The following is a 13,253-nucleotide window of genomic DNA, read 5'->3' on the forward strand; positions in this document are numbered from 1 at the left end:
TGAGATTTAGTGGCAGGAGATATACTCTCGCAAAATGAAATTGATGCTTTATTATCCGCTATTTCAACTGGGGAAATGTCAGCTGAAGAAATTCGCAAAGAAGAACAGGAAAAGAAAATAAAAGTTTATGATTTTAAAAGAGCGCTGCGATTTTCCAAAGATCAAATCCGAAGTATTACTCGAATTCATGATAATTTTGCGCGATTGCTTACAACTTTTTTTTCGGCGCAGCTCAGAACACTTGTGCAGATCAATGTGGCTTCAGTTGATCAAATTCCTTATGAAGAATTCATCAGATCCGTACCTAAAATGACGATTTTAAACGTGTATGAGGTTCCTCCTCTCGATGGGAAAATTTTAATGGAAATTAACCCGAATATCGCATATGCCATGATGGATCGCGTTATGGGCGGCCACGGATCAAGCATGAGCAAGGTCGAGAATTTAACGGAAATCGAAACGAAGATTATGTCTAATATGTTTGAGAAGGCTTTTGACAGCCTAAGAGAAGCATGGGCATCGATTGCTGAAATTGACCCTATTTTAACTGATTTTGAAGTGAATCCGCAATTTCTGCAAGTGATTTCACCAAATGAAACAGTCGTTGTCATTTCTTTAAATACAGTCGTTGGGGAGACGAGCGGCATGATAAATATTTGTCTCCCTCATGTCGTATTGGAACCGATTATGCCAAACCTTTCTGTTAAGCACTGGATGCAATCTAATAAGAAAGAAAGCATACCGGAAGAAGTGATCCAGCTTGAAAAACGAATTAAAAAGGCTGAGCTGGTCATATCAGCTTCACTTGGCACATCCATGGTGGCAGTTGAAGAATTCTTAATGCTTGATGTAGGAGATGTTCTTGAGCTCAACCATCGTTTTGACGAACCGGTTGAAATTTTAATTGGCGATCAGCCGAAATTCACCGGTCAGCCAGGAAAAGTGGGAAAAAAACTAGCCATTCAAATTATAGATGAATTGAAAGGAGGAGAGGACGATGATGAGTGATGATATGCTCTCCCAAGATGAAATTGATGCGCTTTTAAAAGGTACCTCTGATGAAAATGAAGAGCTCCATGGATCACCTGGTTCACATATATTAACAGCAGATTACTTAGATGAAATGGCAATAGATGCTCTGGGTGAAATTGGAAATATTTCTTTTGGTAGTTCAGCAACAGCCCTTTCCGCATTATTAAATCAAAAGGTCGAAATCACAACACCTGCTGTAAAAGTAGTCAATGCTGATGAAATAGCACAGTCGTTTCCTCACCCTTCTGTAGCAATTAACGTTCAGTATACAGAAGGACTTACAGGAACGAACTTACTGGTAATTAAGCAAAGCGATGCAGCAGTAATTGCTGATTTGATGCTTGGCGGCAACGGATTGACATCATCTGAGGAACTGGATGAAATTCAGCTCAGTGCGGTTCAGGAAGCGATGAACCAAATGATGGGTTCAGCAGCGACATCCATGTCCACTATTTTCAATAGTAAAGTAGATATATCTCCGCCGAGCATTGATCTAATGGATTTTCCATCAAATAAAGGAATGGAAAACCTGCCTGACGGGAAGCTTCTTATTCAAATTTCCTTTCATTTAAAGGTGGGGTCGCTCATTGATTCAAGTATTATGCAGCTTGTGCGTCTTGAGTTTGGTCAATCCCTGATTAAGCGATTGATGGGCACTTCAGAAGGAGCGGAAGAAACAGCTGTTGCTGCTTTAGCAGAAACACCTATGCAGGACATAGAAGTACAGGAGCCAAAAGGTGAGCCCCAATCACTTACTAGTGCCAGCTATGCAGCACCTGAAAATAATGGTCAACATCACGTGGATGAGGGTATACAGCTCAATCGGAATAAAGCTATCAGCAAACCTGTCAATGTCCAGCCTGCAGAGTTTTCATCATTTGATTCACCGGGACTTAGCTCAGGTGAGTCTAGGAATTTAAATTTGCTTATGGATATCCCGCTTCACGTAACAGTAGAACTCGGCAGAACGAAAAGATCTGTCAAAGATATTTTGGAATTAACGTCAGGATCGATTATCGAGCTAGATAAACTGGCCGGAGAACCTGTTGATATTCTAGTAAATAACCGGTTAATTGCACAAGGTGAGGTTGTTGTTATAGATGAAAACTTTGGCGTCCGGTTAACCGATATTGTAAGTCAAACAGATCGCTTGAATAAACTGAAATAACACTTGGAGGTAGTACAGATGGGAAAAAGAATTTTAATTGTAGACGATGCAGCATTCATGAGAATGATGATTAAAGATATTTTGTCAAAGAACGGTTTCGAGGTTGTAGGTGAGGCTGCAGATGGGGCCCAGGCTATAGAAAAATTTAAGGAAACTTCACCAGATCTCGTAACGATGGATATCACTATGCCTGAAATGGATGGCATTACAGCATTAAAAGAAATTAAGAAAATTGATGGTTCGGCAAAAGTTATCATGTGTTCTGCAATGGGGCAGCAGGCAATGGTTATTGATGCGATCCAGGCAGGAGCCAAAGATTTTATCGTTAAACCATTTCAATCAGATCGAGTCATTGAGGCCATTCAAAAAGCGATAGGTTGATGATGATGGTTGTTAAAAAAATGTTATGCGTCCTTTTTCTTTTAATGGCATTTCTGGTTCTAGGCAAAGATGGGACCCTTCAAGCCAGCACGATGGTAGATCAATATTTTGAGAGTGAACAACCAGAAGAGAGTAATAATCAGGCACCTGCAGTGGATGAAGAAGCAGGGAGCGGTGATCCTGTGACGTGGGTTACATATCTCAAATTAATCGGCGCTCTTGCATTTGTCTTGATTTTACTTTATGCCCTGCTGAAATTTGTTAACAGTAAAACAAGGAATTTTCAGCAGTCCATGCTAATACAAAATATGGGTGGAACCGCTCTTGGCGGCAACCGCTCCGTACAAATTGTAAAGATCGCAGGAAGTTATTTTGTTCTGGGTGTAGGAGAAGATGTTCAGCTTATTAAAGAAGTGACCGACCCGGATGAACTTAATCATTTCGAAAATTATTATGCCTCACAAGAAGAGCAGAGCGAAGAGCGAAGTCCGATAGCAAAACTTATATTGCACCTATTTAACAATAAAAAAAATCCCTACAACGAAGGATCTCAAAGTTTTCAATCGCTTTTATCAAAGCAGTTGAGCCAGCAAAAGGAAGATCGGAAAAAGTTGTTTGATCGGGTAAGCGGCAAGGAGCATGACAAAGATGGATGAATTTATTCAGGTTTTTAATGATAGTCCACCGGATGACGTTGCAACTTCCGTACGGTTACTCCTTTTATTAACGGTGCTGTCTCTCGCACCGGGTATTTTAATATTAATGACGGCTTTTACAAGAATTGTTATTGTACTGTCGTTCGTCAGAACTTCACTGGCGACACAGCAGATGCCCCCCAATCAGGTTATTATCGGTTTAGCTCTTTTCTTAACTTTTTTTATTATGGCTCCGGTATTAAGTGAAGTGAATGAACGCGCGTTAACGCCATTGTTCAATGAAGAAATTGATTTGGAAACGGCTTATGAAGAGGCGTCAATACCGTTTAAAGATTTTATGAGCAAGCACACAAGGCAAAAAGATTTAGAGCTTTTTTTAAGTTACACCGAAGCAGAGCGGCCTGAAACCATTCAGGAAATACCTCTGACTGTCATGGTTCCTGCATTTGCTTTAAGTGAAATTAAAACGGCTTTTCAAATGGGCTTTATGATTTTTATTCCTTTTCTTGTTATTGATATGGTTGTGGCTTCAGTTTTAATGTCAATGGGCATGATGATGCTCCCGCCTGTCATGATTTCGTTACCCTTTAAAATTCTGCTATTTATTTTAGTAGACGGTTGGTATCTTGTAATGCAGTCGTTGCTGCAGAGCTTTTAGGCAGGTGAGATTTAATGAATGGTGAAATGGTAATCTCGATCGCTGAAAGAGGCGTATATATCACACTTATGATCAGTCTTCCTTTAATGCTGGTGGCTCTTGTAGTTGGGCTGTTGGTGAGTATTTTTCAGGCAACGACTCAAATTCAGGAGCAGACCCTTGCGTTTATTCCTAAAATTATTGCTGTTATGGTCGCGCTCATATTCTTCGGGCCGTGGATGCTGACACAGATTGTTACGTATGCTGCTGATATTTTCTCTAATCTAACAAGGTATATTGGATAAATGGAAGAATTATATCCAAGATTAACGATCTTACTTTTACTGCTTGCACGCGTATCTGCTTTTTTTGTTGTCATGCCTTTATTTTCTCACCGGACAATTCCACCCATGCACCGTCTGGGATTCGCGCTGATTTTATCCTGGATGATGTATTACACAATTGATGTTGAGCCTTTTGAAATTAATGGAGACTATATTTTGCTCATTATAAAAGAAGCAGTTGTGGGTCTGTTTATCGGGTTAATCGCTTATATCGTTTTATCAGCGATTCAAATTGCCGGGGGATTTATTGATTTTCAAATGGGGTTTGCCATGGCGAATGTAATTGACCCCCAAACCGGTGCTCAAAGCCCTTTAATGGGTCAGTATTTATACACGATCGCTTTGCTTCTTTTGCTTTATTTAGATGGCCATCATTTAATTCTTGATGGGATTTTCTATAGTTATCAGTTCGTGCCGATTGACCAGGTAAGCATCGGATTTGATAATCCCGCTGCACCAGAGTTTGTTATTAAAGCCTTTGCTGCTGCTTTTATCATTGCTTTTCAAATAGCCGCTCCTGTGATCGCGACACTTTTTCTTGTTGATGTAGCCTTGGGAATTGTAGCGAGAACGTCTCCGCAATTCAACATTTTTGTCATTGGTTTTCCTATTAAAATCACAGTCGCTTTTATTATCCTTATTATTACAATGGGCGTTACTTTTCAAGTTATTCAGCGGTTATTTGATTTATTGTTTGTCGTTATGCGGGACATGATGACAATTCTCGGAGGGGGATTTAGTTAGATGAAAAGAATCCCGTTAGATCTTCAATTTTTTGCCGGGGAAAAGACAGAAAAGGCTTCACCTAAAAAGAGGCTCGATTCTCGTAAAAAAGGGCAAGTAGCCAAAAGCCAGGATGTCACCACCGCTATCATGTTATTGGGCGTATTTCTTTTTTTGTATTTTGCAGGGGGTATGTTTTGGGATCGTATAATAAATCTCGTGATGGTGCCGCTTAGCGATTATATGTTAAGGCCGGTTACAATGGATACCGCTATGATTGTGTATACAGAAATGCTAAGGGAAGTAGCCTGGATTGTTCTGCCGATCATGGGAGTAGCTGCGCTTTCAGCCATTATCGGGAATTACGTTCAAATCGGTTTTTTAATCGCAACGGATCCTTTAAAACCTCAATTGTCAAAAATCGATCCTATAAAAGGGTTTAAACGAATCTTTTCTGCGAGAGCACTGGTAGAGTTGGCAAAATCAATCTTGAAAATATCTCTTATCGGATTAACGACCTTTTTAGTCATTTGGTTTTCTATCGAGCACGTACTGGCTTTATCACTTAAATCCGTTGAAACAACCCTTTTAACAGCAGGGAAATTGACGGTGCAAATGGGTCTGTATGCTTCAGTGTTTTTATTGCTGCTCGCGGTACTTGACTATTTGTATCAAAAATATGATTTTGAAAAAAACATCCGGATGTCAAAACAGGATCTTAAAGATGAATATAAAAACACGGAAGGTGACCCGCTGATTAAATCTAAAATTAAGCAGAGACAGCGGGAAATGGCGATGAAAAGAATGATGTCTGAGATTCCTAACGCAGACGTTGTGATCACGAATCCCACTCACTATGCCATTGTGTTGACATATAAAGACAGCGTATCAGATGCACCGGTTGTCGTAGCAAAAGGCGTCGATTTTATTGCGCAGAAAATCAAACTCGTTGCAAAAGAAAATAACGTGCTTGCTGTGGAAAATCGACCGCTTGCCAGAGCTCTTTTTGCTCAGGCGGAAATCGGCGATCCAATACCGGAAGAATTTTTTAAAGCAGTTGCGGAAATTCTTGCCTATGTTTATCGCATCAAAAATAAAGTGTAATCCACAGTTAGGGGTTCCAAGCATGTCAGGAAAAGATTTAACGGTTCTCGCAAGTGTCATCATGATTATTGCTATGCTGGTAATTCCATTGCCGTCATGGATGTTAAGTGTACTCATCATTATCAACATCGCATTAGGTCTTATCGTCCTTTTAACATCGATGAACATGAGAGAACCGCTTGAATTTTCTATATTTCCATCATTGATTCTATTACTTACTCTATTTCGCCTGGGGTTAAATATTTCTACGACACGTGCAATTTTAAGCAGGGGAGAAGCTGGAGGAGTAGTTGAAACCTTTGGAACGTTCGTAACAGGGGGAAATATTTTAGTAGGGCTTGTCGTTTTTATCATTTTAATTATTATTCAGTTTGTCGTGATAACAAAAGGGGCAGAACGAGTATCCGAAGTGGCTGCGCGTTTTACGCTTGATGCTATGCCCGGTAAACAAATGAGCATTGATGCAGATTTAAATGCAGGAATGATTTCTGAAACAGACGCCCGTGAAAGAAGAGAAAAAGTCGGTCGTGAAGCAGATTTCTACGGAGCAATGGACGGAGCTACCAAATTTGTAAAAGGTGATGCGATAGCAGGTATTATCATCGTAATGATTAATATTCTCTTTGGGATGATTATCGGTATTGTTCAAATGGGGATGTCTCTTGGCGATTCAGCGAGCCAATTTACATTACTGACTGTAGGAGATGGAATTGTGAGTCAGATTCCTGCGCTTTTGATTTCCACTGCGACAGGGATTGTCGTTACGCGGGCAGCGTCAGACGGAAATTTAGGTCAGGATATTACTAATCAATTATTCGCATTCGGTCCGATTATGTATGTAGCTGGAATTACGATTGCACTCCTTGGTCTTTTTACACCAATCAACGATATTCTTACATTGCCCATAGCCTTTGTCCTAATCGGAGGAGGGTACATGCTTTCAAAAGCTGCCAAGGATGAAGAAAAAGAGGTTCACTCGACAGAAGAAGAAGACACCTCAGATGAATTAAAAAGTCCTGAAAGTGTGGTAAGTCTGCTGAATGTAGATCAGATCGAATTTGAATTTGGTTATGGCCTGATTCCTCTGGCAGATACAGGACAGGGCGGAGACTTACTTGACCGGATTGTTATGATCAGAAGACAGCTTGCTCTTGAGCTGGGGCTGGTGATTCCTGTGGTCCGTATTCGCGACAATATTCAGCTTCAACCCAATGAGTACCGCTTGAAAATAAAAGGCAATGAAGTAGCAAAAGGTGAACTGCTGCTGGATCATTATCTGGCTATGAGTCCGGGTGATGATGATTCGATTGAGGGTATCGATACGATTGAACCGTCATTTGGACTTCCGGCAAAATGGATTGATGAAACAGTAAAAGATCAAGCTGAGATGCTGGGCTATACAGTGGTTGACCCTCCTTCTGTTGTTTCTACTCATGTAACAGAAGTTATAAAAGGAAATGCATATGATCTGCTCGGCCGTCAGGAAACAAAGCAGCTTATCGATCATTTAAAAGAGACCTATCCAATCCTCGTAGAAGAAGTTACGCCTACTCCGTTAACAATTGGCGAGGTACAAAAAGTTCTTGCAAAACTGTTGAAAGAAAATGTTTCTATTAGAAATCTTCCTATTATCTTTGAAACGCTCGCAGACTATGCGAAGCTGACAACAGATACGGATGTTTTAACGGAGTATACCAGGCAGGCTCTTGCAAGACAAATTACAAACCAGTTTTCCATTCCGGGAGAAAGCTTAAAAGTCATTACGCTATCGGGCAAGGTAGAAAAACTGGTAGCAGACAGTATACAGCAAACAGAGCATGGACTTTACCTGTCTTTAGATCCCGCTGAATCACAAAAAATTCTTGAAGGGATGGCCAATCAAATAGAAAATGTATCAATGTCTGAGCAAACGCCGATTATTCTTTCATCTCCAGCTGTACGAATGTATATCAGACAGCTCACAGAAAGGTATTTTCCTCAAATACCAATATTATCCTATAACGAATTAGAGTCGAATGTGGAAGTTCAAAGCGTCGGGGTGGTGAATGTCGAATGAAAGTGAAAAAAATAACTGCTGATTCTATGCAGGAAGCGATGAACAAAGTTAGACAGGAGTTCGGCAATGATGCCGTAATTTTAAACTCGAAAGCCATTTATACAGGTGGATTTTTGGGATTATTTAAAACAAAAAAAATAGAAGTTGTAGCTGGAATAGACGAGCTTCCAGAGCCTCCTTCTGAGGCAGCCTTGCCAGATGTTACTCAGTTAGAAGACGCAGGAGACAGTTACAGAGAAGATGTTTATGAAATTAAAAAAATGCTCTCTCGTTTTCAAACTCAGATGTCTTCATCCATGCATCATTATCCGCCTCTTATTCAAGAGGAACTTACACGTTTTAAAGAACTTGATTTTGAAGAGAACTGGCTTTTAGAACAAGGTAATTATATCTTTGGGATATGGAAAGAAAATGGAAAATATGAAGATCTGCACTCTCACAGTCTGGCTTTTATTAAGAATAAATTAAATGGTCTGGATTTTAAGGGAATTGATCCGGATCGTAAGTATATTAATGTAATTGGTCCTACTGGCGTGGGAAAAACCACGACCATTGCTAAAATGGCAGCCAAGCTCGTTGTTGAAAAAAAGAAAAAAGTTGCTTTTATTACTACAGACACATATCGCATCGGTGCCATAGAACAACTTAAAACGTATGCACAGCTGCTTAATGTTCCGTTAGAAGTAGTTTACAATCGAAGCGATTTTGAACAGGCCGTTTTAAAATTTCATAATTATGATCACATCTTTATCGATACTGCAGGAAGAAACTATAAAGAGAAGCAGTACGTGGATGATTTAAAAGAAGTGCTGGATTTCACTATGAATATTCAATCCTTCTTAGTTCTTTCAATGACTGCAAAAAGAGGCGATATGCAGGCTATAGTTGACCAGTTCAATGACATTGACATTAATCAATTTATCTTTACTAAACAGGATGAAACGACCACCCCGGGGGCTGTGATTCAGGTGATGGCTCAAAATAAAAAGGGGACCGCTTATATCACAACAGGACAGGCCGTACCGGAAGATATTACGGGAGCATCTGTTGAGAGTTTTATCAATCTTCTCGAAGAAAGCGGGAAGCACTAATGGATCAGGCACAAACCTTACGTAATCAAATGAAGAGGAAGAATGAGAATACAGCAAAAGCCATAGCTGTAGTAAGCGGCAAGGGAGGAGTCGGAAAATCCAATTTTTCACTCAATTTTTCAATGGAGCTTTCTTCTCAAGGGTACCGGGTACTCCTGCTTGATATGGATATAGGCATGGGAAATGTTCATATTTTAATGGGGCAGCAGTCAAATCAGTCAATTCTTCATTATCTTCAAGGAAGCGGCAGTATTTTAGATATTGTGCAGAAAGGACCCGGTAATCTCTCGTTTATCTCAGGGGGATCAGGATTAAATCAGCTTGTTGAGTGGCATGATATTGAGATAAAACGATTCATAGAAGGATTTGAGCTGCTTCAAAAAGAATATGATTATCTGCTTTTTGACATGGGTGCCGGTGCAAGTGTTAACGGGCTTGAGGTGATCATGGCAGCAGATGAAGTGCTTGTCATTACAACTCCGGAACCTACTTCTATTATGGATGCATACTCCATGATGAAATTCATTTACATGAAAAATCCTGAGAAAGACTTTTCAATTCTGTGCAATCGTGTAATGAACTTTAAAGAAGCAAATCTAGCTGTAGAAAGGCTTAAACTGGCAACGGAGCGATTTCTTCATAAAAAAGTGCATTTTCTTGGAAGTATTCCTGAGGATCTAAATGTTAGAAAAGCAGTAACAAAGCAGGTGCCTTTTGTACTTGAATATCCTTCTTCTGCAGCGAGTAAACAAATAAAACGCATCATAAAAAATTATATCGCTGCCCGGCCAACCGGGGTTCAAGACAATCCTAATCGTTTTGTTCAGCGACTTACAAAAATATTTTCAAACCGTTGAGGTGAAAAACTTGAGTGCCAATCCTGTTAAAGTCCTAATAGTTGACGATTCAGCTTTTATGCGAAAATTAATTCAGGAATTTTTACAGGAAGAAAAAGGTATTGCAGTTGTAGGTACTGCTCGCAATGGTGAAGATGCACTTACAAAGATACAATTACTTCGACCTGATGTTTTAACAATGGACGTTCAAATGCCAGTTTTAAATGGGCTGGAATCATTAAAAAAAATTATGGAAAACCAACCGCTTCCCGTTATCATGCTCGCAAGCTCTACAAAAGAAGGAGCAGAAGATACTCTTAAAGCCATGGACTATGGAGCAGTGGATTTTATTTCGAAACCTTCTGGTACTATTTCACTAGATCTCTATAAGGTGAAAAAAGAATTAGTAGAAAAAGTTTATGCTGCAGCAGGTGCAGTTCCCAGGAAACAAGATAAGTTTAGCTCTCATCCTTTAATCGAGCGATCCGTTAAACACCAGAAAAATAATAAAGCGCTTCAGGAACAAGTATCAAAAAATAAAGAAAACGGCCAACAATTTCCTTTAGGAGTATGTAAAAAAGTTGTCTTAATTGGAACATCTACTGGTGGACCAAGGGCGCTGCAGAAAGTCATTTCACACTTGCCTTGGGATTTCCCTGCTCCCGTAGTCATCGTGCAGCATATGCCAGCCGGTTTCACTCAATCGCTTGCCAGCCGATTACATGATATCTCACCGTTGATCGTAAAAGAAGCGGAACATGAAGAAAAATTACAAAGCGGTACTGTTTATATAGCACCTGGGGGCTATCATGTATCTTTTAGTCAGTCAGGCCATGCAGTTGAAATTATCCTAACAAAAGAACCGCCAAGGGCAGGGCATCGTCCATCCATTGATGTGATGCTCGAATCAGCAGCCAAACTTAAAAATATTAAAAAAATAGTAGTTATTATGACAGGAATGGGTACAGATGGTTCTAAAGGTCTGGTACAATTAACCCATAGAGATTTAATTGGCGTTATTGCCGAGGCGAAAGAAACCTGCGTCGTACATGGGATGCCAAAAGCTGCTGTCGCGACAGGGCTTGTAAATGAAGTGATCCCATTGCCATTAATCGCAAAAAAAATCGTGGAATACTTAGAGGACGAAGGGTGAGTGCAGATGGAATTGAACCAATATCTTGATGTTTTTATTGAAGAAAGTAAAGATCATCTTCAAAACTGCAATACACAATTGCTAGAACTTGAAAAAAACCCTCAAGATTTAAAAGTTGTCAACGAAATCTTTCGTTCCGCTCATACATTAAAAGGAATGTCAGCGACGATGGGTTATGAAGATTTGGCCAATTTAACTCACAACATGGAAAACGTACTTGATTTAATACGTAACAATAAACTGAAAGTAACAACGGTAATCATGGATGTTGTCTTTCTGGCAATTGATGATCTTGAAGAAATGATCACTTCCATTGCTGGAGGCGGAAGTGGAAAAAGAGATGTTACACACGTAATTAAGAAGTTGGAGCTGATAGAAAAAGGAGAAGAGTCTGCTCTGTCAGCTCCAGTTCATCAGGGTGAAAAAGCATCAATTAATGAAGAAAATGTCGCGGTCTCTCACCTTCAATATGATGAGTACGAAAGAACTGTCATTGAAGAATCGATGGAGCATGGATATATTGCTTATGAAATTAAGGTAAGGCTTCGGGAAGACTGTTTGCTAAAAGCGGCAAGAGTATACATGGTCTTTGAAGTACTCGAAAAAATAGGGGAAATTGTTAAATCATCGCCTTCAGTAGATCAGCTTGAAGAAGAACGGTTTGATCACGAATTTTTTATAACATTATTATCAAAGGAAACTGCGGAATATTTGGAAAAAAGCGTTTGCAATGTCTCAGAAATAGAATTGTGCGAGGTCCTTCCTCTGTCATTACATACAACTCAAAAGGTTGTTCAGGAAACAGCAGCAACAATTGAAGTGCTTGAAAAGCCACTAACCGGCGTCGAGAAAACAACGATCGCACAGGAAAATGACTCTGTAAAAAAATCTGTATCGTCAAAAACAATCAGAGTAAATATTGACCGGCTCGATGTCTTAATGAACTTGTTTGAAGAACTTGTCATTGACCGGGGAAGACTGGAACAAATTTCTAAAGAACTTAATCATGGTGAACTAAATGAAACGGTTGAACGGATGTCGAGAATTTCCGGAGATCTTCAATCTATTATTTTAACGATGAGAATGGTGCCGGTAGAAACGGTTTTCAACCGATTCCCAAGAATGGTGCGTCAGCTTACTAGAGACTTAAATAAAAAGATTACATTAGTTGTCAAAGGGGCAGATACAGAGCTTGACCGGACAGTGATTGATGAAATAGGCGACCCCTTAGTACATCTATTACGCAATGCATTGGACCATGGTATTGAATCACCTGATGTCAGGCTGGCAAGCGGCAAGCCTGAAGAAGGCACCATTGAATTGAGAGCTTACCACAGCGGGAATCATGTATTTATTGAGATTGAAGACGATGGTGCAGGAATCAGCAAAGAAAAAGTATTACAAAAAGCAATTTCTAACGGCATTATTTCAGAAGAACACTCAAAAACATTGTCAGATCAGCAAGTGTTCGAACTGATTATGGCCTCCGGATTTTCTACAGCTGACACAATATCGGATATATCAGGACGGGGAGTAGGCCTTGATGTTGTAAAAACAACAATTGAGTCGCTTGGCGGTTCGATAACGATTAACTCAAACCAGGGACAAGGGTCTTTATTTTCTGTTCAGCTTCCTCTGACACTTTCCATTATTTCTGTCATGCTGGTTAAAATGGAAAAAGAAAAATATGCAATTCCATTATCATCGATCATTGAAACCGCGATGATTAAAGAAGAAGATATTTTACATGCACATAATCAAAGGGTAATTGATTTTAGAGGAAAAGTAGTTCCGCTCGTGTTTTTAAATGAAGTGTTTAATGTCCCTCAGGTCGATCGAAAAGATCGTGTCCACTCAGTCATTATTGTCCGTAAAGGAGATAAAATGGCCGGTTTAGTCGTTGATTCCTTTATAGGCCAGCAGGAAGTAGTGCTAAAATCTCTTGGGATTTATATGGGAGAAGTTTTCGCAGTTTCAGGCGCTACGATATTAGGTGATGGGCAGGTTGCTTTAATCATTGACTGCAATGCATTGATAAAATAAAAACTATGCTGTTGATGGAGGGGAATGAT

Annotated in this window: 13 protein-coding genes; all 13 read left to right on the forward strand. The window is 39.8% G+C overall.

What is annotated here, in order from left to right; translation table 11 throughout:
* Positions 1-9 precede the first annotated feature (9 nt).
* Genes fliM through KR50_RS09075 form a run of 13 tightly spaced genes read left to right on the forward strand, consistent with a single transcriptional unit; the run spans position 10 to position 13,224 of the window.
* The gene (gene fliM, locus KR50_RS09015; protein ID WP_041057502.1) at positions 10-1,008 is read left to right on the forward strand and encodes a flagellar motor switch protein FliM; all 999 of its coding nucleotides are present in this window, start codon (positions 10-12) and stop codon (positions 1,006-1,008) included.
* Positions 998-2,200 carry a flagellar motor switch phosphatase FliY gene (gene fliY, locus KR50_RS09020; RefSeq protein WP_041057505.1) on the forward strand — a complete coding sequence of 401 codons (1,203 nt, stop codon included), beginning with the start codon at positions 998-1,000 and terminating at the stop codon, positions 2,198-2,200. Before fliM ends, fliY begins: the two co-directional genes overlap by 11 nt.
* An 18-nt stretch (positions 2,201-2,218) precedes the next feature.
* Positions 2,219-2,581 carry a response regulator gene (locus KR50_RS09025; protein WP_041057508.1) on the forward strand — a complete coding sequence of 121 codons (363 nt, stop codon included), beginning with the start codon at positions 2,219-2,221 and terminating at the stop codon, positions 2,579-2,581.
* Positions 2,582-2,586: 5 nt separating this feature from the next.
* Complete coding sequence (locus KR50_RS09030; protein ID WP_041057511.1) at positions 2,587-3,237, forward strand: flagellar biosynthetic protein FliO; 651 nt, start codon at positions 2,587-2,589, stop codon at positions 3,235-3,237.
* On the forward strand, positions 3,230-3,895 hold the full coding sequence (gene fliP, locus KR50_RS09035; RefSeq protein ID WP_041057513.1) for a flagellar type III secretion system pore protein FliP: 666 nt from the start codon (positions 3,230-3,232) through the stop codon (positions 3,893-3,895). The genes KR50_RS09030 and fliP overlap by 8 nt, the downstream gene beginning before the upstream one ends.
* Positions 3,896-3,909: 14 nt before the next feature.
* Entirely contained in the window at positions 3,910-4,179 is a 270-nt protein-coding gene (gene fliQ, locus KR50_RS09040; protein WP_041057516.1) for a flagellar biosynthesis protein FliQ, read from the forward strand.
* Positions 4,180-4,962: a flagellar biosynthetic protein FliR gene (fliR, locus tag KR50_RS09045; RefSeq protein ID WP_041057519.1), complete on the forward strand. Its 783-nt coding sequence runs from the start codon at positions 4,180-4,182 to the stop codon at positions 4,960-4,962.
* Positions 4,963-6,045, forward strand: coding sequence for a flagellar biosynthesis protein FlhB (flhB, locus tag KR50_RS09050; RefSeq protein ID WP_041057521.1), 1,083 nt, complete (start codon positions 4,963-4,965; stop codon positions 6,043-6,045).
* 22 nt (positions 6,046-6,067) lie between these two features.
* The gene (flhA, locus tag KR50_RS09055; protein WP_041057522.1) at positions 6,068-8,101 is read left to right on the forward strand and encodes a flagellar biosynthesis protein FlhA; all 2,034 of its coding nucleotides are present in this window, start codon (positions 6,068-6,070) and stop codon (positions 8,099-8,101) included.
* Positions 8,098-9,192, forward strand: coding sequence for a flagellar biosynthesis protein FlhF (gene flhF / locus KR50_RS09060; RefSeq protein WP_041057524.1), 1,095 nt, complete (start codon positions 8,098-8,100; stop codon positions 9,190-9,192). The genes flhA and flhF overlap by 4 nt, the downstream gene beginning before the upstream one ends.
* Positions 9,192-10,049 (forward strand): MinD/ParA family protein, encoded by an 858-nt coding sequence (locus tag KR50_RS09065; protein WP_041057526.1) that lies wholly within the window; start codon positions 9,192-9,194, stop codon positions 10,047-10,049. The genes flhF and KR50_RS09065 overlap by 1 nt, the downstream gene beginning before the upstream one ends.
* A 1-nt stretch (position 10,050) precedes the next feature.
* Complete coding sequence (locus tag KR50_RS09070; protein WP_408606151.1) at positions 10,051-11,181, forward strand: protein-glutamate methylesterase/protein-glutamine glutaminase; 1,131 nt, start codon at positions 10,051-10,053, stop codon at positions 11,179-11,181.
* 6 nt (positions 11,182-11,187) lie between these two features.
* Entirely contained in the window at positions 11,188-13,224 is a 2,037-nt protein-coding gene (locus KR50_RS09075; RefSeq protein WP_041057529.1) for a chemotaxis protein CheA, read from the forward strand.
* Positions 13,225-13,253: the final 29 nt, after the last annotated feature.

The sequence above is a fragment of the Jeotgalibacillus campisalis genome (assembly GCF_000829515.1).
Classification (GTDB): domain Bacteria; phylum Bacillota; class Bacilli; order Bacillales; family Jeotgalibacillaceae; genus Jeotgalibacillus; species Jeotgalibacillus campisalis.